Annotated in this window: 24 protein-coding genes; 9 read left to right on the forward strand and 15 right to left on the reverse strand. The window is 66.5% G+C overall.

Annotated features, from left to right (window positions below):
• Positions 1–4: 4 nt before the first annotated feature.
• The 5 genes from mftE to mftA form a co-directional block, all read right to left on the reverse strand.
• Positions 5–778: a mycofactocin biosynthesis peptidyl-dipeptidase MftE gene (mftE, locus tag EB75_RS19965; RefSeq protein ID WP_073697007.1), complete on the reverse strand. Its 774-nt coding sequence runs from the start codon at positions 776–778 to the stop codon at positions 5–7.
• Between the two features lie 138 nt (positions 779–916).
• Entirely contained in the window at positions 917–2,092 is a 1,176-nt protein-coding gene (mftD, locus tag EB75_RS19970) for a pre-mycofactocin synthase MftD (protein ID WP_073697008.1), read from the reverse strand.
• 3 nt (positions 2,093–2,095) lie between these two features.
• Positions 2,096–3,286, reverse strand: a complete 1,191-nt coding sequence (gene mftC / locus EB75_RS19975) for a mycofactocin radical SAM maturase (protein WP_073697009.1) — start codon at positions 3,284–3,286, stop codon at positions 2,096–2,098.
• The gene (mftB, locus tag EB75_RS19980) at positions 3,283–3,618 is read right to left on the reverse strand and encodes a mycofactocin biosynthesis chaperone MftB (protein WP_083612434.1); all 336 of its coding nucleotides are present in this window, start codon (positions 3,616–3,618) and stop codon (positions 3,283–3,285) included. Before mftB ends, mftC begins: the two co-directional genes overlap by 4 nt.
• Positions 3,619–3,620: 2 nt before the next feature.
• Entirely contained in the window at positions 3,621–3,716 is a 96-nt protein-coding gene (gene mftA, locus EB75_RS19985; RefSeq protein WP_073697011.1) for a mycofactocin precursor MftA, read from the reverse strand.
• A gap of 101 nt (positions 3,717–3,817) precedes the next feature.
• Here mftA and mftR point away from each other — a divergent pair, with 101 nt between their 5' ends.
• The 3 genes from mftR to EB75_RS20000 all read left to right on the forward strand — a co-directional run bounded on the left by mftR (position 3,818) and on the right by EB75_RS20000 (position 6,361).
• Complete coding sequence (gene mftR, locus EB75_RS19990; protein ID WP_073697012.1) at positions 3,818–4,450, forward strand: mycofactocin system transcriptional regulator MftR; 633 nt, start codon at positions 3,818–3,820, stop codon at positions 4,448–4,450.
• 76 nt (positions 4,451–4,526) lie between these two features.
• Positions 4,527–5,084, forward strand: coding sequence for an RNA polymerase sigma factor (locus EB75_RS19995; protein ID WP_472435863.1), 558 nt, complete (start codon positions 4,527–4,529; stop codon positions 5,082–5,084).
• Between the two features lie 2 nt (positions 5,085–5,086).
• Entirely contained in the window at positions 5,087–6,361 is a 1,275-nt protein-coding gene (locus EB75_RS20000; protein ID WP_073697066.1) for a VOC family protein, read from the forward strand.
• 57 nt (positions 6,362–6,418) lie between these two features.
• On the opposite strand, the gene EB75_RS20005 is transcribed toward EB75_RS20000, so the two are convergent.
• Complete coding sequence (locus tag EB75_RS20005; RefSeq protein WP_073697014.1) at positions 6,419–7,591, reverse strand: NAD(P)/FAD-dependent oxidoreductase; 1,173 nt, start codon at positions 7,589–7,591, stop codon at positions 6,419–6,421.
• Between the two features lie 48 nt (positions 7,592–7,639).
• The gene (locus EB75_RS20010; protein WP_073697015.1) at positions 7,640–8,092 is read right to left on the reverse strand and encodes an Rv2324 family transcriptional regulator; all 453 of its coding nucleotides are present in this window, start codon (positions 8,090–8,092) and stop codon (positions 7,640–7,642) included.
• A 121-nt stretch (positions 8,093–8,213) separates the two neighbouring features.
• On the opposite strand from EB75_RS20010, the gene ddaH reads away from it, so the two are divergent.
• Genes ddaH through EB75_RS20025 form a run of 3 tightly spaced genes read left to right on the forward strand, consistent with a single transcriptional unit; the run spans position 8,214 to position 11,110 of the window.
• Entirely contained in the window at positions 8,214–9,092 is an 879-nt protein-coding gene (gene ddaH / locus EB75_RS20015; protein WP_073697016.1) for a dimethylargininase, read from the forward strand.
• The gene (rocD, locus tag EB75_RS20020) at positions 9,086–10,333 is read left to right on the forward strand and encodes an ornithine--oxo-acid transaminase (protein WP_073697017.1); all 1,248 of its coding nucleotides are present in this window, start codon (positions 9,086–9,088) and stop codon (positions 10,331–10,333) included. The genes ddaH and rocD overlap by 7 nt, the downstream gene beginning before the upstream one ends.
• 9 nt (positions 10,334–10,342) lie before the next feature.
• Entirely contained in the window at positions 10,343–11,110 is a 768-nt protein-coding gene (locus tag EB75_RS20025) for a hypothetical protein (protein WP_083612436.1), read from the forward strand.
• Position 11,111: 1 nt separating this feature from the next.
• Here the strand turns inward: EB75_RS20025 and EB75_RS20030 are convergent, their stop codons facing one another.
• The 8 genes from EB75_RS20030 to EB75_RS20065 form a co-directional block, all read right to left on the reverse strand.
• The gene (locus EB75_RS20030; RefSeq protein ID WP_073697019.1) at positions 11,112–11,978 is read right to left on the reverse strand and encodes a mycofactocin-coupled SDR family oxidoreductase; all 867 of its coding nucleotides are present in this window, start codon (positions 11,976–11,978) and stop codon (positions 11,112–11,114) included.
• 92 nt (positions 11,979–12,070) lie between these two features.
• Positions 12,071–12,898 carry an SHOCT domain-containing protein gene (locus tag EB75_RS20035; protein ID WP_073697020.1) on the reverse strand — a complete coding sequence of 276 codons (828 nt, stop codon included), beginning with the start codon at positions 12,896–12,898 and terminating at the stop codon, positions 12,071–12,073.
• 53 nt (positions 12,899–12,951) lie between these two features.
• Complete coding sequence (locus EB75_RS20040; RefSeq protein WP_073697021.1) at positions 12,952–13,671, reverse strand: PP2C family protein-serine/threonine phosphatase; 720 nt, start codon at positions 13,669–13,671, stop codon at positions 12,952–12,954.
• Between the two features lie 226 nt (positions 13,672–13,897).
• A complete protein-coding gene (gene tuf, locus EB75_RS20045; protein ID WP_061001884.1) occupies positions 13,898–15,088 on the reverse strand; it encodes an elongation factor Tu in 1,191 nt (396 codons plus the stop codon).
• Positions 15,089–15,178: 90 nt separating this feature from the next.
• Positions 15,179–17,281 carry an elongation factor G gene (fusA, locus tag EB75_RS20050; protein ID WP_073697022.1) on the reverse strand — a complete coding sequence of 701 codons (2,103 nt, stop codon included), beginning with the start codon at positions 17,279–17,281 and terminating at the stop codon, positions 15,179–15,181.
• 110 nt (positions 17,282–17,391) lie between these two features.
• Positions 17,392–17,862 carry a 30S ribosomal protein S7 gene (gene rpsG, locus EB75_RS20055; protein ID WP_020101372.1) on the reverse strand — a complete coding sequence of 157 codons (471 nt, stop codon included), beginning with the start codon at positions 17,860–17,862 and terminating at the stop codon, positions 17,392–17,394.
• Positions 17,862–18,236 carry a 30S ribosomal protein S12 gene (rpsL, locus tag EB75_RS20060; protein WP_020101371.1) on the reverse strand — a complete coding sequence of 125 codons (375 nt, stop codon included), beginning with the start codon at positions 18,234–18,236 and terminating at the stop codon, positions 17,862–17,864. The genes rpsG and rpsL overlap by 1 nt, the downstream gene beginning before the upstream one ends.
• A gap of 299 nt (positions 18,237–18,535) precedes the next feature.
• Complete coding sequence (locus EB75_RS20065; RefSeq protein WP_073697023.1) at positions 18,536–19,690, reverse strand: SecDF P1 head subdomain-containing protein; 1,155 nt, start codon at positions 19,688–19,690, stop codon at positions 18,536–18,538.
• A gap of 180 nt (positions 19,691–19,870) precedes the next feature.
• Between EB75_RS20065 and EB75_RS20070 the strand changes: the two genes are divergently transcribed.
• From EB75_RS20070 to EB75_RS20080, 3 genes are all read left to right on the forward strand, one after another.
• Positions 19,871–20,719: a hypothetical protein gene (locus EB75_RS20070; protein WP_073697024.1), complete on the forward strand. Its 849-nt coding sequence runs from the start codon at positions 19,871–19,873 to the stop codon at positions 20,717–20,719.
• Between the two features lie 130 nt (positions 20,720–20,849).
• Positions 20,850–22,316, forward strand: coding sequence for a hypothetical protein (locus EB75_RS20075; protein WP_142239720.1), 1,467 nt, complete (start codon positions 20,850–20,852; stop codon positions 22,314–22,316).
• Positions 22,317–22,346: 30 nt separating this feature from the next.
• A complete protein-coding gene (locus tag EB75_RS20080; protein ID WP_142239721.1) occupies positions 22,347–23,375 on the forward strand; it encodes a hypothetical protein in 1,029 nt (342 codons plus the stop codon).
• Positions 23,376–23,450: the final 75 nt, after the last annotated feature.

Raw genomic sequence — 23,450 nt, forward strand, 5'->3', positions numbered from 1 at the left:
CCCGTCATGCGAGCATTCCCCCCGGGCCGGGCCGCCATGTGCCGATCCTGCGCACACAGCCGCCGACCATTTCTGCAAAGATACGGGCCCCCTCCGAGGCGGTGGCCGTGGTGGCGTCCCCCAGTACCCCGACCGGGCTCACTGCCGCCACCCCGCCGCGGCGCAACGCCGGCAGCAGCTCCGGCAAAGGCGCGGTGTTGCCGACGACGCTCTCGTCGACCCAGACGTCGGCCGGTGAAAGATGCAGCAGTACAGACGTTTCGGTATGGCCGGCGTGGGCGTCCGCACCCGCGGCCGTACACGCACACCAGGCCACGTCGCGCCCCTCGGCACGCAACAGCTCCGTCGCCGCCCTCAGCGCCGCCACATTGCCGCCGTGACCGTTGACGAACACGACGCGGCCGGCCCAGTTACAGACCGACCGGCCGAACTCCACCAGCAGAAGTTCCAGCGCCGCCAGCCCGATCGAGATGGTGCCGGGGAAACTCTCGTGCTCACCGCTGGCGCCGTAGCTGATGGCAGCCGCGACCAGCCACGCGGGCTGATCGCCGCCGTGGATCGTCTGCGCGCGCAGTTCCTCCGCGACGGACCGCGACACCGCCTCTGCGATCCGGGTGTCGGTGTCCAGCGGCAAGTGCGGCCCATGCTGCTCGGTGGCACCAAGTGGGACGATCAACGAAGGCCGCAAGGACTGCAACTGCCTAGACGTCGAGTTCCCGAGCTCGCTGGGAAAAGGCACCCGCCGATGGTAAGCCGAATTTGCCCGCTGTGCGCCAATTGTTGCCGTATACGCAACAATTCGTATCGAATGGTCAAATTTGCACGGATGTCAAGACCCTGGTGACCATCACGTCAGCCACGCGAGCACCGCACGTATCAGCGGACCCGTCGAATCAGGCGGCCCGGCCGAGCGGCGTTAGCCGCCCAAACGCCGGGTGAAGCCTTCCGGCACCAGGATGTCGTCCGGTCCCAGGTCGTGAATCGAGCCCTTGCCCAAGCCCCGCAGCGCCGAGTCGATGCCCCCGTGCATGATGTCGAGCACGTTCTCGACACCGGCCTGACCCTCAGCCGCCAGACCCCACAGGTACGCCCGGCCGAGCATCACCGCACGGGCGCCCAGCGCCAGCGCCTTGACCACGTCACTGCCGCGGCGGATGCCGCCGTCCAGCAAAACCTCGACCTGGTCGCCGACAGCCTCGGCGATGGCCGGCAACGCCCGGATGGACGCCGGCGTGCTGTCCAGGTTGTTGCCACCGTGGTTGGACACCGAGATCGCCGAAACACCCGCATCCACAGCACGTTTGGCGTCGTCGATGCGCATGACGCCCTTGAGCATGAACGGCCCGCCCCACAGCTCGCGCAGCCAGGCGATGTCCTCCCAGGTCGGCGCCGGCGTACCCATCCATTCGCCGTAGGCGTGGAAGAACGGCGGCGCGGCCTGGCCGCCCGTGGCCTGGTTCGGCACGCACAGCTCCGGCGGACGCAGGGTCTTGCCCCACGTCCACATGTAGCGCGGCTTGGTGATGACCTCGGGGCTCATCTTGATGATGGTCTTGATGTCCATCTTTTCCGGAATCTTGGGGCTGCCCCAGTCCCGGCCGTGACTGAAGCTCCAGTCGGTGGTGACGATCAGGCCCTTCGCGCCGGCCGCGCGGGCCCGCTCCGCCCGGGCCGCGATGTCGTCGCGGCTGCCGAGCCAGTAAATCTGGAAGAACGTCTTGGGGTTGGCCGCGATGACCTCTTCCATCGGCTTGCTCGCGAACGACGACAGCCCCATCGCGGTGCCGCGAGCCGCGGCGGCGCGGGCGACGGCGACCTCCCCGTCGGGGTGAATCGCCTGCACGCCGGTCGGAGAAATAATCACGGGTAGCGAAATCTCTTGACCCATAACGGTCGTCGCCATCTCGCGCTTGTCGAGCGCGCCGATGACGTGCGGCGCGAAGCCGAGCTCACCGAACGCGGCGACGTTGTCGGCGACGGTCAGCCCCTTCTCGCTCGCCGAGATCAGCGACGAGTAGGCGGACTTGGGGAGCCGCTTTTTCGCGCGCTCCTGCGCGATGGCGACAGTTTCGAACCAGGTATCACGGGCCATGATCTAGACAGGACTTTCGTTACAGAATTTTTGCGGAGCCTTGGCCGGCATGGCCAGGAGCTTGAGCGGGACGGGTCCTTTGCGGCCCCCGCTGCGCGAGTGGTCGAGGTGCGACTTGGGCTTCTCCCGATCGAGCGCCAGGGCAGGCTCGCCGTAGCCCTGCACGCACTCGGGGTCCGGTCCGTCCAGCGGCAGACCGGTGAAGAACTTGGCCGCCATGCAGCCGCCGCGGCAGCTGTCATAGTGCCCGCAGCTGCCGCAGGCGCCGGCCGACTGCGGTTCCCGAAGCTCGCGGAACAGCGGCGCGTTCTGCCAGACGTTCTGGAATCCGTTGTCGCTGAGGATGTTTCCAGCCAGGAAGCGCTCGTGGATGGCGAACGGGCAGGCGTAGACGTCACCCACGGGGTCGATGAGGCACACGACACGACCGGCGCCACACAGGTTCAGGCCGGCCAGCGCGCCGGGCTCACCGAGGCCGGACAGGTGGAAGAACGAGTCGCCGGTGAGCACCCGCTCGCCCTTGGCGACCAGCCAGTTGTACAGCTGCACCTGCTGCTCGGCAGTGGGGTGCAGGTCGTCCCACACGTCGGCGCCGCGGCCCGACGGACGCAGCCGCGTGATGCGCAGGGTGGCGCCGTAGTTGTCGGCCAGGGCCTTGAAATCGTCGAGTTGGTCGACATTGTGGCGGGTCACCACGACCGAGATCTTGGCGTCCTTGAAACCGGCGTTCTTCAAGTTCTCCAGGGCCCGGATCGCCATGGCGAACGAACCCGGTCCGCGGACCGCGTCGTTGATCTCCGCGGTGGCGCCGTCGAGCGAAATCTGAACGTCCACATAGTCACTCGCGGCCAGCTTGGCCGCGACCGCCTCGTCGATGCGCACCCCGTTGGTGGAGAACTTGACGCCGACGTGGTGCTCGGTGGCGTAGTCGACGAGCTCCCAGAAGTCAGACCGCACCGTCGGCTCGCCGCCGCCGATGTTCACGTAGAACACCTGCATGCGCTCGAGCTCGTCGATGATGTCCTTGCACTGCTGGGTGGTCAGCTCGCGCGGGTCGCGCTTGCCCGACGACGACAGGCAGTGCACGCAGGACAGGTTGCAGGCGTAGGTCAGTTCCCACGTGAGGCAGATGGGCGCGTCGAGGCCATGCTCGAACTGCTCGATCAGCCGGGGCACGGGTGCCGTAGCGGTCATGAAGCGGTGGATCCTTCTGGGCTGTTCTGGTCTGCCGGGATCAGCATCTTGGACTGGACCAGCACGCCGAACGCGTGCAGATACGGCCCCTGCTGGTCATCGTCGATACCCGCGGCGCGGCAGGCGCTGCGCACGTCCGGGTGGTCGGCCAGCGAGTTGACGATCTCGACGATGATGCGGTTCTTCAGGAACGAAAGTTTGCGCGTACCAAAGTGATACAGCAGCGCGCCGAACGGTTCGGGCCGGACGGCGACCTGGTGGTGCAGCCGCCAGCCGCGGTCAGGATCGAAGGCCACCTCCGGCCCGGTCCGGGCCGCGGCTGGTGCAGACACGGTCAGTAGACCCCGCACATACCGTCGATCGAGACCTCTTCGACCAGAGTCTCGGTGACCAGTTCTGCGTCGGAATTAGCCTGCTGATTCGAGTCCATGGATCGCCCCTTTCGCTACCGTGGCAGTTGTCGGGACTCGACAACTGTGATCCAAGTCGCAAGAATATGGCATCGAGTGCCGAAACGGAAGGGCAGGTCTGATGCGGACCGAAACGGTGCGTCCCGAGCACGACGCCGGGACCGCCCCACAGCACGGCCGCGTGGGCCGTCGCCGCTCCACCACGCGCGACCACATCACCGATGTCGCGCTCGAACTGTTTGCAACCCGCGGCTTCGACGACGTCAGCGTCGACGACGTCGCCCAGGCCGCCGGCATCTCGCGGCGCACTCTGTTCCGGTACTTCTCGTCAAAGAATGCCATCCCGTGGGCCGACTTCGACGCGAGTTTGACCGATCTGCGGAACCTGTTGAATGCCGTCCCCCACGACATGCCACTAGATGCGGCATTGCGGTCAGCTCTGTTGGAATTCAACAGCTTTGACGCATCCGAGACACCCCGGCACCGGCGCCGCATGCAGGTGATCCTGCAGACCGACGCGCTGCAGGCCTACTCGATGACCATGTACGCCGGCTGGCGGGGCGTGATCGCGGCCTTCGTCGCCCGGCGCCTGGACGCCAAGCCGGCCGACCTGGTGCCGCAGACCGTGGCGTGGACTGTGCTCGGGGTGGCCCTGACCGCCTACGAACAGTGGCTCGCCGACGAGACCGTCTCCCTGCCCGACGCCCTGGGCGAGGCCTTCGACGTCGTCCGCGACGGGCTGCGCTCGGTGTGATTTGTGCACGGTTTTCCGCGGTCAGCGCGGAAAACCGTGCACAAGTCACAAGAAGTTCCGGTCGGGGCGTCGGAGAATGACCGCCCGACGCGACGATAAAGGTGTGAGCGGCGAATCAGACGGTGATGCTCCGCAGACGCTGCTGGCGCTGTACGACTCGGCGCTACCGGTGATCTACGGGTACTTCGTACGGCGCTGCGGTGACCGGGGCACCGCAGAGGACCTGACGTCGGAGACGTTCCTGGCGGCGATGGACGCCGCCCGGCGCGATGAGCCACCAGCCATCTCGGTGCCGTGGCTCATCGGCGTGGCCCGCCACAAATTGGCCGATCACTACCGCCGCCGACACGACCGCTTCACCGTGCCGGTAGCTGAAACACCCGAGCCCGCAGAACCTTTCGACGACTGGGATGCCGAGCTGGATCGGCTGGTCGCCGAGGCGACGCTGGCCCGGTTACCCGAACCGCACCGCATGGTGCTGACGCTGCGATATCTGGACGACCGCCCCGTGCCCGAATGCGCCGAGTTGATCGGACGCACCGTGCACGCCACCGAGGCACTGCTGGTGCGGGCCAAGCGGGCATTCCGAAACGAATACCAGGACACCGAACACCAGGACGGAGGTGCGTCATGACCATGCACAACAGTCACGACCCACTGACCGTGCTGGCCGGCGGCGAACTTCCGGTCCAGCCGGACCCGGCCTTCGCGGCCCGGCTGCGAGCCCGGCTGGAAGCCGCCGTCACCCTGCCGAAAGGAGTAGTCATGAGTGGAACCGACACCGCCATCGCCGACCTGAACGCACCTGCCGCCGCGTCGGTCGACGTGCCCCGACCGGCCGCCCTGCCCTACCTCGCCGTCTCCGACGCGCGGGCGGCACTCGCCTGGTACGTCGACGCGCTGGGCGCCGCCGTCGTCGACGAACCGATCGTCATGGGCGACGGCCGGATCGGCCACGCCGAGCTGACGCTGGCCGGCGGCACGCTGTACCTGGCCGACGAATTCCCGGACCTGGGCCTCAAAGCGCCGGCACCGCAAGCTGTTTCGGTGAGCCTCATGCTCGCGGTACCTGACACCGACATCGCTCTCGAACGGGCGCGGCAACACGGCGCACAGGTGCAGCGCGAACCCTACGACGCCCACGGCTCGCGGACCGCGGTGGTGATCGACCCGTTCGGCCACCGCTGGATGCTGACGGGTCCGCTCCCCGGCGTCACCGCGCCGATCCAGCACGGCGACATCGGTTACGTCTCGGTGCAGACGCCCGACGCCGAGCGGGCCGCCGCGTTCTACGGGCACGTGCTCGGCTGGGACTATGACCCCGGCACCCGCAAGGTGACGGGCAACCGGATGCACACCGGCATCTTCGAGACCACCGGCCCGCAGACTGTGTTCTGCTGCTACGCGGTGCGCGACCTCGACGCGGCGCGGCAGGCGATCCTGGCCGCGGGCGGTCAGGTGGGCACGCCCGAGCAGCACGAGTGGGGCGCGACGCTCGACGCCACGGACGCGCTCGGCACCGACTTCGCGGTGTTTCAGCCAGTGCCGGGCATTCCGCGACCCGAGTTGAACGGCGCAGGGCCAGGCGAACTTTCGTACCTCACTTACGAAGTGACCGACTCGGCCGCGTTCAAGGAGTTCTACGGTGCCGTGCTGGGCTGGACATTCGAGCCCGGTCGGATCGAGGACGGTTGGGCGGTGCAGGACTGCCACCCGATGTCCGGGGTGGCCGGCGGCTCCGCTCAGACCGTCGCCGTCCCGATGTGGACCGTGACGGACATCGACGCCGCGGTGGCGCGGGTCCGCGAAGCCGGCGGCTCGGTCATCGAAGAGCCGTCACGCCAGCCGTACGGGATGATGGCGCACTGCGCCGACGACCAGGGCGCCCGGTTCTACCTCGGCGCCTTCTGAGCCCAGGGATTTGTGCACGATTTTCCGCGCCCCGCGCGGAAAATCGTGCACAACTCCCTAGAGGACGTCGGCGATCGGGACGGCGGCCGCGACCTTGGCGCGGTTTTTCATCACCTTGCCCGGCATGCCGCCGCCGACCACGCCGCTGACGGCGCCGTCGCGCTCGTAGAACGCCAGGAACTTGCGGCCGTCGTCCTCGATGATGTGCACGGTGTCGCCGGCCTTGGGCTCACCGAGGCACTGGATCTTGACGTCGTACTGGTCGCTCCAGAAGTACGGCACGACGACCGCGGCGGTGGCGTCCTGGCCCAGCATCGCGGGCACGATCACCCGCGCCTGCTCGGCAACGTTGCTCCAATGTTCCACGCGCACTTGGTGTCCCGCAGCATCGCGCCACGAGGCGACGTCACCGATGGCCCACACGTTGGGCGCGCTGGTGCGGCCGGCAGCGTCGCACACGACGCCGTTGTCGACGGCGATACCGCTGCCTTCGAGCCAGTCCGTCGACGGGCGCGAACCGATCCCGACGACGACGACGTCGGCGTCCAGCTCGGAGCCGTCGGCCAGCTGGACCTTCTCGACGTGGCCGGTGCCGGTCACGCCGGTAACGCCGACGCCGCAGCGCACGTCGACACCCTCGGCGCGGTGCAACCGCGCCACCAGTTCGCCGATCTCGGTGCCCAGCACCGAGGCCAGCGGCGTCGGCTGCGGCTCGACGATGGTCACCTCGACACCCAGCTTGCGCAGGCTGGCAGCCACCTCGCAGCCGATGAACCCGGCGCCGATCACCACCGCGCGCTTGGCCGCACCGGCGTGCTCGCGCAGCGCCAGCGACTCGTCGTAGGTGCGCAGCACCCGGATGCCCTCGAGAGCCGGCAACGACGGGATGGTGCGGGGCACCAGGCCCGTGGCGATGACCAGCTCGTCATAGGCGACGACCTCACCATTGGCCAGGGTCACCGTCTGCGCGTCGGTGTCCAACTTGGCCGCGCCCGAACCGAGCAGCAGCGTGATGTTGTTCTCGTCGTAGAACTCGGCGGGCTTGAGCGTCGTGTCGTCGGTCTCGGCGCGCAACACATCCTTGGACAGCGGTGGCCGGTCATACGGCAGATGGACCTCATCGCTGATCAGGGTGATCGGCCCGGCGTACTCGGCCTTGCGCAGTTGCTCGGCGGTGCGCGCGGCGGCCAGACCGCCACCGACGATGACGATGCCTCCGTTTGTAGTCACGGGGCTTTCTTACACGATGCACCGAATACCAGGTAGCCCACCCACGGCCTACAGTCCTCGCACCCTGCGCTCCACGATGTTCGACAGCACCACGATGCTTTCGCTGCGTTCGATCGCCGCACTGCCCCGGATGCGCTCGAGCACGGACTCCAGGTGCCTCATGTCCCGGGTCATGAGATGCAGGATCGCGTCGGACGTTCCCGTCACCGTGGCGGCCGAGACCACTTCGGGAATACCCTCCCAGGCCTCCCGCAACTGGGCCGGGGTGATGGTGCCGTGACAGTAGACCTGAACGTAAGCCTCTGTCCCCCAACCGATCACGTTGCGGTCGACGACCGTGGTGAAGCCGCGGATGATGCCGGTCGCGAGCAGCCGGTCGACGCGCCGCTTGACCGCGGGCGCCGACAGATTCACCCGCTCACCGATCTCGGCGAACGTGGCGCGCGCGTTGTCGGCCAATTCGACCAGGATGCGCTCGTCGGTCTCGTCGATACTTTCCACCGGTCGCACGCCTCCGTCACGCAATAGATTGTCGAATCGCGAGTCTTCACACAATAGATCTGTTACATATGCGCAACAAGCATCGATTGCTTGCGCGCAATTGTGCTCCTACCATCGAATTATGACGATTACTGATGTCGTCAAGATGGCGACACCGAACGCAGGTTGGCCACCCGAACGGGAAGCCCGCCCCCGGCACTATGTGATGACCCGGCCGACGCATTTCGCCGTCGAATATGCGATCAACCCCTGGATGGACACCTCCGCCACCGTCGATGCGGCGCTGGCGGTGCGGCAGTGGGAGCACCTGGTCAAGACGTACCGGAGCCTCGGCCACATCGTCCAACTGGTCGACCCGATCCCCGGGCTGCCCGACATGGTGTTCGCGGCCAACGGCGGACTGGTGCTCGATGACGGGTTCGAGAAGGTCGCCATCATCGCCCGGTTCACCTATCCCCAGCGGACCGGTGAATCGGTGGCATACGCCGGCTGGCTGCTGGACCACGGCTACTGCCCGCTGTACACCGAGCACACCAACGAGGGCCAGGGCGATCTGCTGATCGTCGGATCGAACATCTTGGCCGGCTACGGATTCCGGACCGACCGCCAGTCGCACGACGAAGTCGCCAAGCTGTCCGGGCTGCCGGTGATCAGTCTGCAGCTGGTCAACCCGCGCTTCTATCACCTCGACACCGCGCTGGCCGTCCTCGACGACCAGACCATCGCCTTCTATCCCCCAGCCTTCGGCGCCACGTCGGTGGCATTGCTGCGCAAGATGTTTCCGGGTGCCATCGAGGTCGCGGACGCCGATGCCCACGTGCTCGGGTTGAACGCGGTGTCCGACGGACTGAACGTCGTGTATCCGGCCGCGGCCACCGGCTTCGCCGCGCAACTCGCCGCCGCCGGTTTCCGCCCGGTCGGTGTCGACATGTCCGAGTTGCTCAAGGGCGGCGGCTCGGTGAAGTGCTGCACCCTGGAGGTGTACCCGACGTCATGCTGAAAGCCGTTGCGGGAACACCGGAAATCTCGGCAAGCACGGCTGCGCTGATCGACCTCGACGACCGCTACGCCGCGCAGAACTACGCGCCGCTGCCGGTGGTCGCCGCGTCCGCCGACGGGGTATGGATCACCGACCCCGAGGGCCGCCGCTACCTGGACTGTCTGGCGGCGTATTCGGCGGTCAACTTCGGGCACCGCAATCCCGAGATCGTCGCTACCGCCCACGCCCAGCTGGACACCGTCACCCTGGTCAGCCGGGCGTTCCACTCCGACCGCCTGGGCCCGTTCTGCGCCGCCCTCGCCCAGCTGTGCGGCAAGGACCTGGTGCTGCCGATGAACAGCGGCGCCGAAGCCGTCGAGAGCGCGATCAAGGTGGCACGCAAGTGGAGTCGGGATGTCAAGGGGTTGACGGATCCGAACATCATCGTGGCGCGGGGCAACTTCCACGGCCGCACGACGACCATCATCAGCTTCTCCGACGACGAGACGGCCCGGCAGGGCTTCGGCCCGTACACCCCCGGTTTCCGGGCGGTGCCGTTCGGGGATGCCGACGCGCTCGTGGCGGCCATCGACGACGACACCGCCGCAGTGCTGATCGAACCGATCCAGGGTGAGGCCGGAATCATCGTGCCGCCCGGCGATTACCTGCCCCGGGTCCGCGCGGCCTGCACCGAGCGAGGCGTGCTGATGATCGCCGACGAGATCCAGTCCGGCCTGGCCCGCACCGGGCGGACGTTCGCCTGCGACCACTGGGGTGTGGTGCCCGACGTCTACCTGCTGGGCAAGGCGCTGGGTGGCGGCATCGTGCCGCTGTCGGCAGTCGTCGCCGATCGCGACGTGCTCGGCGTGCTGCATCCCGGCGAGCACGGATCGACGTTCGGCGGCAACCCGCTGGCGGCGGCCATCGGCACCACGGTGGTCGGCATGCTGCAGCGCGGCGAATTCCAGTCCCGGTCAACCGAACTCGGCCGACACCTGCACGGCCGGCTGACGGCGATGATCGGGCACGGCGTGACCGCGGTGCGCGGGCTGGGCCTGTGGGCCGGTGTCGACCTCGACCCGGCGATCGGCACCGGACGGGAGGTCAGCCTGCGGCTGGCCGAGCGCGGCGTGCTGACCAAGGACACCCATGGCCCGACGCTGCGGTTCGCCCCGCCGCTGGTGATCACCCGGGCCGAAATCGATTGGGCGATGGACCGATTCGCCGAGGTACTCGCCACACCGGCGACGGCGCGGTGGTAAACCCATAGGATGCGCTTCAATCCGCCACCCAACTGGCCGCCGTTTCCACCGGACTGGCAGCCCGGGCCGGACTGGCAACCGGATCCGTCCTGGCCACCGCTGCCACCGGGATGGGCGCTCTGGGTCGACGACCAACCCCGTTACGGCCCAACAGAACCGGGGCCACCGCACCGGTCCTCCGCGCGGAAGTGGTGGATCATGGGCGGCGCGGTGCTGGCCGTGGTCGCCCTGGTGGCAGGCGGCACGGTCGTCGCCACGCAGTTCGCACACCGCGACGAGGCAGCACCAGGGGCAACGACGACAACCCCGTTCAACGGCTTGACCATCGTGCCGACCCACCCGCCCGAGCCGACGGACTTCACCTCTTGGAACCGCACCGGCGGCATCGACGCCACGTTCACCAACAACGGCCGGGCAGTACGCCTGTACACCCAAGACACCGCCGCCGCCCCGAAGCGTCTGATCCAACCCGGTGACCCGGTGTGCTCACTGCGCTTCACCGGACGCGTCCGTGCCGTGGCGGGCGGCTACGGTATCGGGCTCACCACCGCCGGCAGCCCGGCCGACGCGGATCCGGGACCCATCCCAACGCCGCTCGACAACGATTGGCACACAATCGATGTCACGATCACCACGACCGGTGAGGTCTCGGTCGACCTCGACGGCGCCGCCGCGCTGCGGCGCACACTGGCACCCGGCTGCGGCCGGCCTGCGATCAGAGTGTGGGACGGCGCAACGGAATTCGCCGACGTACTGGTCGGGCAGGTCGCCCCGTAACTCAGTACTTCAGGACACCGCGGTCGACGGCGATCTGCATACCGGAGATGGTCGCCGACCCCGGGCCCGCAAGCCATGCCACGACGTCGGAAACCTCGTCCGGCACCATGAATTCCGCGAGGCCCTGCTTGCCCTCGTGCGCGACGGGCTTGTACGGCATGGGCGCGAAGCTGTGCAGGTACGACGGGAACTTGCCGAAAATCTCGCCCATGGCCGTCGATTCGATCATCGGCGTCATGACCGAGTACGGGTGGATCGAGTTGACCCGGATGCCGAACTCCCCCACCTCGAGCGACAGCGAGTTCGTCAGGCCGACCAGGCCGAACTTGGACGCCGAGTAGTGGCCGTTGGCCGGTGTGGCCTTCAGGCCCGCCGACGAGCTGACGATGATGATCGATCCGCCGTTACCGGCCTCGATCATGGCCGGAACGACGGCCCGGATGGTGCGCCAGGTACCCGACAGGTTGACGTCGACGACGCTGTCCCACTGCTCTTCTGAGATCTCGAACAGCCGGCCCCAGCTCAGCACGCCGGCATTGGCGACCAGGATGTCCAGCCGGCCGAACTGCTCGACACCATCGGCCACCAACTGCTGCTGCGCGGCCAGGTCGCGGACGTCGACCTCGCGGGCCAGAACCTTGCGGCCCTCGGCTTCGACCAGACGCACCGTCTCGGCCAGGTCTTCCGACGTCGCCGGGCGGTACGAGATGGTGTCGGACACCGGGGCGCAGATGTCACTGGCGATGATGTCGGCACCCTCGCGCGCCAACCGGATGGCATGCGCCCGGCCCTGCCCGCGGGCAGCCCCGGTAATGAACGCCACCTTGCCTTCGAGTGCTCCGCCTGCCGCCATTGCCAGTCCCTTCATGACATCTCGCCGGAATCCGTGCCGGCATCCACCGCCACGCTAGCAGCCAAACTGGAACGTGTTCTAGTGGCTCCCTGAGGCGGGCCCTACGGCTACAACTCGGCGATGATCTGGGCCCGCTTTGCGGCGTACTCGTCCTCGCTGATGGTGCCCATCGCACGCAGCGTCTCGATCTCCTGCAGCCGCTGAGCTGTCGATGGCGCCGGCGGTGCCACGATGGGCGGCGCCGCCGGCGCCTGTGCCGGTGCCGGCTCCCGCTCGGCGGCCGTGGCCTGACGGACCACGGCCATCACCTGTTGCCGCACCGCCGGGTTGGACCGCAGGTCCGCGATGCTCTCGAGCGCTACGCCATTGGTCTTGAGAATCTGCAGGATGGCCATGATCGGACCCGAGCGTCCGGTCAGATCGTAGGTCCGGCCGTCCTGCTCCGACGTCAGCCGGACCGGCATCATGCCTGACACCAAAGCGCTTCTCTGCCAATCGATGTGGAACTTGTTGGTCGTCGGATCGACCAGCACCACGAGCTTGCGGGACGTGATCATCGGCAGCCGGCTCACCGAGGCGAGCACCTTGTCCTGTGCCTGGAAGGGCGCCAGACCCGGCCCCGAGATTTGCAGGTTGAGCTTCACCAGCGGCTGGTCGTTGACCCGGGTTCCGGTTTCACCGATCCCGGTCACCTCTGCCAGCGCCAGGACTCCGTGGGCCTCCATCTCCAGCCGATCCGCCTGGGCCTTCGCCCCGAAACTCGCCAGCCCCAGCGCGACCAGTACGTCGATGGCCGTGACCAGCAGACCGGTCCAGAACATCCACTTCAACAGTTCGTCCTGGCCGGTGTAGAAATACACCGCCAGGAAGATGGGGCCCACGAGTCCGCCGCACAGCAGGACCATGACCTGAGCCTTGAGGTAACGCACCAACATTCCAGCCACGCTCCTTGATCAGCCGAATCGCTGCGGCGAACTCTAGTGTGGCGTCAGTCGGTCAACACGTCCAACAGGACGAACGAGAAGTTGTCGGCGGCGCCGTTGGCCCGCGCCGTGCCGATGATGATGGCCGAACCGTCGCCCCGGTCGTTGCACGCGGTGGCGGCCTGCAGATCGTGATGGTCCATCTGGCCATGCACGCCGTCCGAGCACATCAGGTAACTACCCGACTGCAGGGGCGTCGCGGTCAGGTGCGGCACGATGGGCACGCCCTGCCCCAGCGACTGGGTGATGATGTTGGTGGGCCGCCCCGAGGCGTCGAGTACGGCGTCGTCGACCGACACCTGCGTCAGCGCCTCGCCTGCGACCGAATACACCCGGCTGTCCCCCACGTTGAAGACAATCACCTCGTCGGCGGTCAGGCACACCCCAGCGACGGTGGTGCCCATCCCGGCCAGCTCGGTGTCCCTGCCCATGTCGTAGAGCCAGTCACTGACATACGACAGCGACGACGTGATGTCGTCGCCGCCCGTCCATCCGGGCGACATGGTCGCGATCATGCTCAGCGCCGTCCGGCTCGCGACGTCGCCGCCGACGTGGCCACCCATGCCGTCACAGACCGCGCAGACGAACGGCGACCCGGGCTGCATGCGCATGTCCACCAGGACACCGTTGTGTGTCTGGCTGACCCAGCCGCCGACCATCACGGCGTCTTCATTGCGCTTCCGCCGCAGACCGGTATCGGTGAATGCGCGCACGTTCACCCGCACGACAGGCCATCCCTCATCGTGTTCCCCTCCATCGCGAACGATCCTGCCATCCTGCCGGTGAAAGCACTGCGCCGACACCTCTTTCTCACCGTTGAGCCTGCGTTGACGGCACCCGCTACTCGCACTTCTGCGCCGTAGCCGCGGAGTCAACGGCAATTGCATGTGCCGCACAACAAAGCGCCGCCCACCCTTTCGGGTGAGCGGCGCTCCGCTGGGAAAAACTAGATCACTTGATGATCTTGGTGACGCGACCCGCGCCGACGGTACGACCGCCCTCACGGATGGCGAAACGCAGACCCTCGTCCATGGCGACCGGCTGGATCAGCACGACGGAGATGTCGGTGTTGTCACCGGGCATGACCATCTCGGTGCCCTCGGGCAGGGTAACCACGCCGGTCACGTCCGTGGTACGGAAGTAGAACTGCGGGCGGTAGTTGTTGAAGAACGGCGTGTGGCGGCCGCCCTCGTCCTTGGACAGGATGTAGACGCTGCCCTCGAACTCGGTGTGCGGGGTGGTGGTGCCGGGCTTCACGACGACCTGGCCACGCTCGACCTCTTCGCGCTTGATACCACGAACCAGCAGACCGACGTTGTCGCCGGCCTGGCCCTGGTCGAGCAGCTTGCGGAACATCTCGACACCGGTGACGGTGGTCTTGGTCGTGGTCGGGCGGATGCCGACGATCTCGACCTCTTCGTTGACGTTGATCACGCCACGCTCGACACGGCCGGTCACCACGGTGCCACGACCGGTGATGGTGAAGACGTCCTCAACGGGCATCAGGAACGGCTTGTCGGTCTCGCGAACCGGGTCCGGGATGGACTCGTCGACGGCCTCCATGAGCTCCTCGACGGACTTGACCCAGGTCGGGTCGCCCTCGAGCGCCTTCAGCGCCGAGACGCGGACCACGGGGGCCTCCTCGTCGAAGTCCTGAGCCGACAGCAGCTCGCGGACCTCCATCTCGACGAGCTCCAGGAGCTCCTCGTCCTCAACCATGTCGGACTTGTTCAGCGCGACGAGGATGTAGGGCACGCCGACCTGGCGGGCGAGCAGCACGTGCTCACGGGTCTGCGGCATCGGGCCGTCGGTGGCGGCGACCACGAGGATTGCGCCGTCCATCTGGGCGGCACCGGTGATCATGTTCTTGATGTAGTCCGCGTGACCGGGGGCGTCCACGTGGGCGTAGTGGCGCTTGTCGGTCTGGTACTCAACATGCGAGATGTTGATGGTGATACCGCGCTGACGCTCCTCGGGCGCGTTGTCGATCTGGTCGAATGCGCGCGATTCGTTCAAATCGGGGTACTTGTCGTGCAGAACCTTGGTGATTGCTGCAGTCAGCGTGGTCTTGCCGTGGTCAACGTGACCGATGGTCCCGATGTTGACGTGCGGCTTCGTCCGCTCGAACTTCGCCTTCGCCACTTCTGTGTCCTCCTGGACTTGTTGGTGCTTTGGTTAAGCAGTGTTGATGTGTTCAGTTATGTGGTCTGCCGCAGCAGAACGGGTCAGAGACTACTGGCCCGTCGCCTTGGCGATGATCTCCTTCGACACGTTCGCAGGAACTTCTGCGTACGAGTCGAACACCATGGAGTAGTTCGCCCGGCCCTGGGTCTTCGACCGAAGGTCGCCGACGTAGCCGAACATTTCGGACAGCGGAACCTGTGCCTTGACGACACGCGCACCGCTGCGCTCCTCCATGGCCTGGATCTGGCCACGGCGGGAGTTCAGGTCGCCGATCACGTCGCCCATGTAATCCTCGGGCGTGGTGACCTCGACGGCCATGATCGGTTCCAGGATGACCGGCTGCGCACCCTGCGCAGCCTTCTTCAGTGCCTGCGAACCAGCGACCTTGAAGGCCATTTCCGACGAGTCGACGTCGTGGTAGGCGCCGTCGAGCAGCGTCACCTTCAGGTTCACCAGCGGGTAGCCGGCCAGGATGCCGTACTGCATGGCGTCCTGCGCACCGGCATCCACCGACGGGATGTACTCACGCGGGATGCGGCCACCGGTGACCTTGTTCTCGAACTCGTAGGTCGCGCCATCTTCGCCGACGAACGGGTCGAGGTTGATGATGACCTTGGCGAACTGGCCCGAACCACCGGTCTGCTTCTTGTGGGTGTACTCCACGTTCTGCACCGACTTGCGGATGGTCTCACGGTAGGCCACCTGCGGCTTACCGACGTTGGCCTCGACCTTGAACTCACGACGCATGCGGTCCACCAGGATGTCCAGGTGGAGCTCGCCCATACCGCCGATGACGGTCTGGCCGGTCTCCTGGTCCAGGTGCACCTTGAAGGTCGGGTCTTCTTCGGCGAGCTTCTGGATCGCCGTACCCAGCTTCTCCTGGTCGCTCTTGGTCTTGGGCTCGATGGCCACCTCGATAACCGGGTCCGGGAAGGTCATGGACTCCAGCACGATCTGGTTGGCCGGGTCGCACAGGGTGTCACCGGTGGTGGTGTCCTTGAGGCCGATGACCGCGTAGATGTGGCCGGCAGCGGCCGACTCGACCGGGTTCTCCTTGTTGGAGTGCATCTGGAACAGCTTGCCCAGACGCTCCTTCTTGCCCTTGGTCGAGTTGATGACCTGAGCACCGGAGTCGACCTTGCCCGAGTAGACGCGGACGTAGGTCAGCTTGCCGAAGAACGGGTGCGTGGCGACCTTGAACGCCAGACCCGAGAACGGCTCGTCGGCCGACGGCTTGCGCGAGATGATCTCGTCTTCCTTGCCCGGGACGTGGCCTTCGGCGGCCGCGACGTCCAGCGGGGTCGGCAGGTAGTCGATGACCGCGTCGAGCATGGGCTGCACGCCCTTGTTCTTGAACGCGGAACCACACAGCACCGGGTAGGCGGCGCTGGTGACGGTCAGCTTGCGCAGGCCGGCCTTGATCTCATCGATGGTCAGCTCTTCGCCGCCCAGGTACTTCTCCATGAGCTCGTCGTCGGTCTCGGCGACGGCCTCGATCATGGCGGTGCGGTACTCCTCGGCCTTCTCCTGAAGGTCGGCCGGGATGTCGACGACGTCGTACTTCTCACCGAGCTTGGTCTCGCCGCGCCACACCTTGGCCTTCATCTCGACCAGGTCGACGACGCCCTCGAAGTCACCTTCGGAGCCGATCGGGAGCTGGATCGGGATGACGTTCGCGCCCAGGCGGTCCTTCATGGTCTGGACCGAGAAGTAGAAGTCGGCGCCCAGCTTGTCCATCTTGTTGACGAAGCAGATGCGCGGCACGTCGTACTTGTCGGCCTGGCGCCACACCTGCTCGGACTGCGGCTCCACACCTTCTTTGCCGTCGAACACGGCGACGGCACCGTCGAGCACGCGCAGCGAACGCTCCACCTCGACGGTGAAGTCGACGTGGCCCGGGGTGTCGATGATGTTGATCTGGTTGTCGTTCCAGAAACAGGTGGTGGCAGCGGAGGTGATGGTGATACCACGCTCCTGCTCCTGCTCCATCCAGTCCATGGTGGCCGCGCCGTCATGGACCTCACCGATCTTGTACGAGATACCGGTGTAGAAGAGGATGCGCTCGGTCGTCGTCGTCTTGCCGGCGTCGATGTGCGCCATGATGCCGATGTTGCGGACCTTGTTCAGGTCGGTCAGCACGTCCTGTGCCACGGCTAGATTCCCACTCTTTCAGTTGCTTTGGTGTGTCCGCGTCGCCCAGACAGGGCGGTCAGTTGTGAATCAGATGCGCCGGCCGCCGACATTGGCGGCCGGCGATTGAGTCACCAGCGGTAGTGCGCGAAGGCCCGGTTCGCCTCGGCCATCTTGTGGGTGTCCTCGCGTCGCTTGACGGCGGCACCCAGGCCATTGCTGGCATCCAGGATTTCGTTGGCCAGGCGCTCGACCATGGTCTTCTCGCGGCGAGCCTTCGAGAAGCTGACCAGCCAGCGCAGCGCCAGCGTGGTCGAGCGGTCCGGACGAACCTCGACCGGCACCTGGTAGGTCGCGCCACCGACACGGCGGCTGCGGACCTCGAGGGACGGCTTGACGTTGTCCATGGCGCGCTTCAGCGTCACGACCGGGTCGGTGCCGGTCTTCTCGCGAGCCTGCTCCAGGGCGCCGTAGACGATGCGCTCAGCCAGCGACTTCTTGCCGTCCAGCAGCACCTTGTTGACCAGCTGGGTGACCAGCTGAGAACCGTAGACCGGGTCGTTGACCAGCGGCCGCTTCGGCGCGGGGCCCTTGCGTGGCATTAGCTCTTCTCCTTCTTGGCGCCGTAACGGCTGCGTGCCTGCTTGCGGTTCTTGACACCCTGGGTGTCCAGCGAGCCGCGGATGATCTTGTAGCGCACACCGGGGAGGTCCTTCACACGACCACCACGCACGAGCACCATCGAGTGCTCCTGGAGGTTGTGGCCTTCACCCGGGATGTAGGCCGTGACCTCAACCTGGCTCGTCAGCTTCACGCGGGCGACCTTGCGCAGCGCCGAGTTCGGCTTCTTGGGGGTGGTGGTGTACACGCGGGTGCACACACCACGACGCTGCGGGCTGCCCTTGAGTGCCGCGGTCTTGACCTTGGCGGTCTTGTCGTGGCGACCCTTGCGGACCAGCTGGTTGATGGTTGGCATCTATCGGCTTTCTGTGTTGCGTGTCGTACTGCGGTTTAAGTCTCTGTACTGCGGTTTTCGTCCGATCGCATACCCCGCGTCCGGGCGTGTCGCACGAGGCCAGGCACAGACCTTGCGGTGCACCACGGACATGCGAATTGGCCCGGCGTGCAGGCTTGCCTACAAACACAATGAATGCAAGCGCCCAGTCGGCCAGGCACGAACCACCACGATACCAGTACGGACCGCCACGATCCAAACCCGCCCAGAGGACTCAAACCGCAGGTCAGAGCCGTGGAGCCAGGACCGTGACGAACACCTTACAGATGGCGGGACGCCCGTCGACCCATCAGAACCACTCCGAGGATGACCGCGAAGATCACCACCAGACCGCCACCGACAACCGCAATCCGCGGCACCGACCAGAACGACGGCGCGATCTGTTTCGTCTGCACCGATTCCACGGATACCGGCAGCGGAAGGGGCCCGCCGGCCACCACCGCGGCGAACGACTTGGCCGAATCAGCGGTGAACTGCCCATGGATCTGGGTGCGGCCGGTCGTGATGGGTTCCAGCAGCGCCGGCGCGCTGACCACCTGCGTGTCGACGACGAAAGCAGTCCGGGTGCCGATGTTGGCCGCCGTGAACGTCGACCAGATGTCAGCGGCCTTGTCGTCGAACGTCACGAAGACGACGTAGTCGCCGCGCTGCCCGCCCTGCCGGGCCGACGCATCCTTGATCTGGTCGCCGCCGATGATCGACTTGTCCAGTAGGTAGACCTGTTTGCGGTCGTCGGAGCACGTCACCAGCGGCAGGTTCGGGTCGTCCTGGTCGGCCAGCAGGTCCGGCTGATCGCAGCGGGTGGCCTGGAACTGCAGCGCCAGCAGTTGAATCTGCGGCTGCTTACTCTGCCGGAGTTCTTTCTCGTCGGCGATGCGCTGACTGTCGGCAACCTGCGGGGTCCGGGGCGCCGTCGTCGCATCGGGCTTGGCCGCGATCGTGTGGATCACCGGCCTTATATAGAGGCGGCCGACGGTGGCCACCCCCCGCAGCTGGGCCTCGGTCACGTCGGTGGCTGTGACCTTGAGGGTGGTGCCGTCGAGCCGGACCGCCACGCCATGACCGCCGAGGTGGCGGACCCGCGATTCGAGGGCCTTGCGCGTTCCTTCGAGCGCGTCGGGCGTCGTGGCCGAGCCCCGCTCGGGCTGCACCGCGAACGTGGCGTCGACAACCGGTCGAGGTGGGGCGGCCCGCCAAATGTCCTTGGTGACGAAGACGACCACGCCATAGCTCAGGACCAGCACCGCCAAGACGATGCCGACGAGCCACCGCGGCACCCCTGGCCGGTTCACGGGAACTGTCGCCTGCGGTTGCCATTGCGGCACCTGCGGTTGCCACGGCGGCTGCGCACCGTGCGGCATTGCTGGCGGCGGCATGCCGGGCGCCGACTGCCACGCGTTCGGGTCGTCCGACATCAATCTCCCCACATCCGTCGTCACGCGACATGAAACACGCAGGCCAACCGGCACGTCATCCGTTCGTCTGAATCATCCGAAACCGGCTCAAGATCGCCGGGAACGAGGCCAACGACCTGATAACTTCCAGCGAACCTACAGGCCGGAACTGACGACCACGTCCGCAGCGGAAGGCACGGCATGGGAACAGAACTGCCGCCGAGCAAGTTCGGCGCGGGATACACCTACGGTGGCACGGCGGAACCGGAGCCGTCGTCGTTCGCACCGGCGACCACGCCGCCCGGCTTCTACACACCACCGGCAGCGCGACCCGCTCCGGCCGACTACGCGCCGCCCACGTCCTCGTCCCCCGGCCCGGTGGCCACTTCGCAAGGCTTCTACACGCCGGCCGCCGCACAGCCGCCCGTCAGCGGATTTCCGCAGCCAGCCTCCTCGCCTGCCACCGGCTACCCGGTCGGATATCCGGTGAAGCAGCAGTACGCCGGCCCCGGTGGCACCGCGATCACCGCGGCAGTGCTGAGCTTTATCGGGGTGGTCTACAACGGAACGTACGCCGTTATCGGCGCAGCGTCCCTGGCCGGGTTGATCTTGATGGCCACCTCATCACCCCAGCCGATCGGCGATGACGGCACAATCGCGCTGACGGCGGCACTCGGCGTGGTGTCGACCATCGGCCCAATCTTGTTGTTGATCGGCGGGATCAAGCTGCTGCGGCACCGACTCCGCGGCCGCCAGATGATCGTGGCCGGCTGCCTGCTTACCATTGCGGTGCAATTGTTTTGGACTCTCGGAATCTATGGCTTCATGCGCATCGGATCTGGCTTCATCGGATCGTTGGGCACGGAAGAAGCCTCATCGGCGTCGCACACTCTCAACAGCTACGCGGCGATGACCATGTTGTTCAACTTGCTTCCTGCCATCGGAGCGGTAGTCACCATGGCATTCGCCCTCGCCCCGGCGACCAGACGGTGGTGCGAACCGGTTCAGCGAATGCCCACACCAAGCGGCGCCTGGGGTCCTGCGGCGTAGTCGGTGCTGGGCGTTTTCATCCGAACGGCGGACAAATTTTCGCGGAAACTGGGCCGTCAGCAATCTAATATCTGCGTCAGCAGCTAACCGGCGGCGATGTTGACGGCAGATTCCAGCGCAAGGACCCAGCATGAGCGATCATCCCGATGCCGACAATGAAAAGCCATGGGGCGCACCAACAGTAACTCCACAAGCGGCTCGAACCAACGCTCTACCCGCCAGCCGGTTCCGCGCCGGGACGACCTACAGCGGCACCACTTCACCTCGTATCGCGACGCCGAACACTCCCCCACAGCAAGCGTCGAAGCCGGTGCAGCCACCGACGCCTGTACCGCCACCTGTACCGCCACCGAACCGGGCCGCACCCGCTGCGCCCGCCGCACCGATCCCGCCGATCACGCAGCCGACCGTCAACCCCGTCACCAACCCGATCCCGGCGACCGGATATGCCGGCGCAGCTCCCCTCGTCGGCGGCCGGCCGCTGATCTTCGACCTGAAGCCCCACCACGCCATGTGGGGGTTGGCCGGATTCGCAGCCTTGGCGTCGCTGGTGTCCGGTCTCGGGTGGATCCTCGCGGTGGGCGGGTGCGCGTACGGCGCGTGGTACCTGCAGGCCCGCGGCACCCAGTGGCCGCCCGACATCGCCGACGTGTTGGCCCGGTACCGGCTCGCACCCCCTGCACCTGGACAACCATCGACAGGCGGTGCCGCCGGACGGCCCGCTCCCGTGCCGTACATGCCGTTCCGCTCAATGACATTCACAGAGATGTTTCGCAGCGCCTGGGCGGTGTTGTCGCGAAACTGGCCCACCCTGGTCGGGGTGCCGGCCGTCATCCTGACTGCATTCGCGGTGGTTTTCGGCATCGTCCTCACGCTCGGAACGACGGTGCTGATGCAGGCGATGGATACGACGTTCAGCTCGACTGGGTCCATCGGCACCGTGGTGGTGGTGATGTTCGTCGGACTCACGCTGCTGACGTACGCCGTCGCGCTGCCGGCCGACGCCCTGCTGATCGCGCTGTCCGTCATCGTCACGCACAAGGCAGTGTCCGGAGAGCAGATTCGACTCGCCACCGTGCTGCCGTTGGCCCGGCAGCGGATGTTCGCCGTCGTGCGGCTGACCCTGGCGTTCTACACGATCTTTTTCCTCACCGACGCGATCTTCTACTTCGGAATCGTCGCCACGCTGTTCACCGCACCGGCCGCGGTGGTCCCGGTGATGATCCTGCTGTTCGCCTTCAACTTCGCGGTGGGCATCATGCTCAGCCTGTCGCCCATCGTCGTGGTGATGGAAGGCCGCGGGGTCGTCGACTCGTTCCGGCGCTCCTTCGAACTGGTCAAGCTCGACTGGACCCGGATCCTCGGCATCCATGCGATGTGGGCGATCTGCGTCATCCCCCTGCTGCTGTTGTCGTCGTTTTTCGTCTCGATTGCACTGGGCGGCATCGGCATCGGCGTGTTCTTCATCGTGGCGCTCTCATTGCTCATCGCCTACACGCGCACCCTGCAGATGGTGGCGTACATGGACCTGCGCATGCGGCACGAGAATTTCGATCGCGAACTGTTCGATGCGTGGACACGCAACGCCCGGGTCTGACGACCGCCTCGAAAAACGTGGAGCCCCAACGTGACTGATCCCTACGCTCAACCCGCACCAGCGCGGCCTCCGACCGACGTCACTCAAGGCTTGAAGGTCGCCGGAATCGCCATGGCCGCCGCCGTCGGGCTGCATATCATCAAATGGTTCCTGGTGTCGGCGTTCGGCACTGCCGGCTGGGTGCTGATACTGCTGATCCCGACCGGCGGCGGCGCATACCTGGTCTACCGCGGGCGCAATCCGCAACGGGCCCACGGCCTGGAAGCCCAATTTCAGAACGCCGCCCGCACGGCCATGCAACAGATGACGACGCCGCGGCCGGCCGCACCCGTGGCACCCGTTACGCCGGTTGCGCCGCCCGCACCCGGCATGCCGACGGCACCGCAGGCGTACGGCCATCCCGGCTATCCCACACCCACGTACCCCGCCGCTGCCGCCAGGCCGGCTACCGGCACCAGCGCACTGCCCAGCATCCTCATGCTCGTGCCCAGCCTGCTGGCGTACGTCGCGGTCTACAACTCGACCAGCTTCAGCTCGGTCTGGCAGCCGTGGTGGATTCTCAACGGCCTCAATGCCTTCTTCTTGATCTGCGCGGCAGCCCGTGCAATCACTCCGGCGCGCCGGGTGCCGACCGTACTTGTCGCGTTGTGCGGCGTCGTCCTGCACGGTCTGGCCACCAGCCCGTCCGGTGACGTCAACCTCATCAAGCTGTTGTCCACCAAGAAGTACTACGAGGGCGTCAGCTACTCGGTGCCGCCGACGGACCTGATGCCCTTGCTGGTGAATGCGGCGACGATCTCGGCATTCGTGTTCGTCCTGGCATGGGGTATTTCACGACGGCAGGGCGCCTGGGCTGTCGGACTGATTCCGACGGCGCTGTTGATCTGGTGGTCGGTCTGGTACCAGCAACACGAAGGCATCGGCCAGCCCGTGTGGTTCGGCTTCTGGCTGGCCAACATCGGCGTTTTCATCGGGGGCTGCCTGGCGTGCTGGGCCGTTGATGCGATGAGTAAGCCGCGGAGTGTCGTTCCGCCGCAACAGTATCCGAACCATGCCTGAGCAAGCATCAATCCAACGCGGCCATGGGCCGAGCGGAGGGCATCAGCCCGATGACCGAGCTAGCCGGGAAGTGAC

The organism is Mycobacterium sp. ST-F2 (assembly GCF_001905655.1).
Taxonomy (GTDB): domain Bacteria; phylum Actinomycetota; class Actinomycetes; order Mycobacteriales; family Mycobacteriaceae; genus Mycobacterium.

Excerpts from the sequence above, each read along its gene's own strand:
- mftD (WP_073697008.1), bottom strand. The coding sequence starts at position 2,092 with ATGGCCCGTGATACCTGGTTCGAAACTGTCGCCATCGCGCAGGAGCGC.
- mftC (WP_073697009.1), bottom strand. The coding sequence starts at position 3,286 with ATGACCGCTACGGCACCCGTGCCCCGGCTGATCGAGCAGTTCGAGCAT.
- mftA (WP_073697011.1), bottom strand. The coding sequence starts at position 3,716 with ATGGACTCGAATCAGCAGGCTAATTCCGACGCAGAACTGGTCACCGAG.
- mftR (WP_073697012.1), top strand. The coding sequence starts at position 3,818 with ATGCGGACCGAAACGGTGCGTCCCGAGCACGACGCCGGGACCGCCCCA.
- EB75_RS19995 (WP_472435863.1), top strand. The coding sequence starts at position 4,527 with ATGACCGCCCGACGCGACGATAAAGGTGTGAGCGGCGAATCAGACGGT.
- EB75_RS20000 (WP_073697066.1), top strand. The coding sequence starts at position 5,087 with ATGCACAACAGTCACGACCCACTGACCGTGCTGGCCGGCGGCGAACTT.
- ddaH (WP_073697016.1), top strand. The coding sequence starts at position 8,214 with ATGACGATTACTGATGTCGTCAAGATGGCGACACCGAACGCAGGTTGG.
- rocD (WP_073697017.1), top strand. The coding sequence starts at position 9,086 with ATGCTGAAAGCCGTTGCGGGAACACCGGAAATCTCGGCAAGCACGGCT.
- EB75_RS20025 (WP_083612436.1), top strand. The coding sequence starts at position 10,343 with ATGCGCTTCAATCCGCCACCCAACTGGCCGCCGTTTCCACCGGACTGG.
- EB75_RS20030 (WP_073697019.1), bottom strand. The coding sequence starts at position 11,978 with ATGAAGGGACTGGCAATGGCGGCAGGCGGAGCACTCGAAGGCAAGGTG.
- EB75_RS20035 (WP_073697020.1), bottom strand. The coding sequence starts at position 12,898 with ATGTTGGTGCGTTACCTCAAGGCTCAGGTCATGGTCCTGCTGTGCGGC.
- rpsG (WP_020101372.1), bottom strand. The coding sequence starts at position 17,862 with ATGCCACGCAAGGGCCCCGCGCCGAAGCGGCCGCTGGTCAACGACCCG.
- rpsL (WP_020101371.1), bottom strand. The coding sequence starts at position 18,236 with ATGCCAACCATCAACCAGCTGGTCCGCAAGGGTCGCCACGACAAGACC.
- EB75_RS20065 (WP_073697023.1), bottom strand. The coding sequence starts at position 19,690 with ATGTCGGACGACCCGAACGCGTGGCAGTCGGCGCCCGGCATGCCGCCG.
- EB75_RS20070 (WP_073697024.1), top strand. The coding sequence starts at position 19,871 with ATGGGAACAGAACTGCCGCCGAGCAAGTTCGGCGCGGGATACACCTAC.
- EB75_RS20075 (WP_142239720.1), top strand. The coding sequence starts at position 20,850 with ATGAGCGATCATCCCGATGCCGACAATGAAAAGCCATGGGGCGCACCA.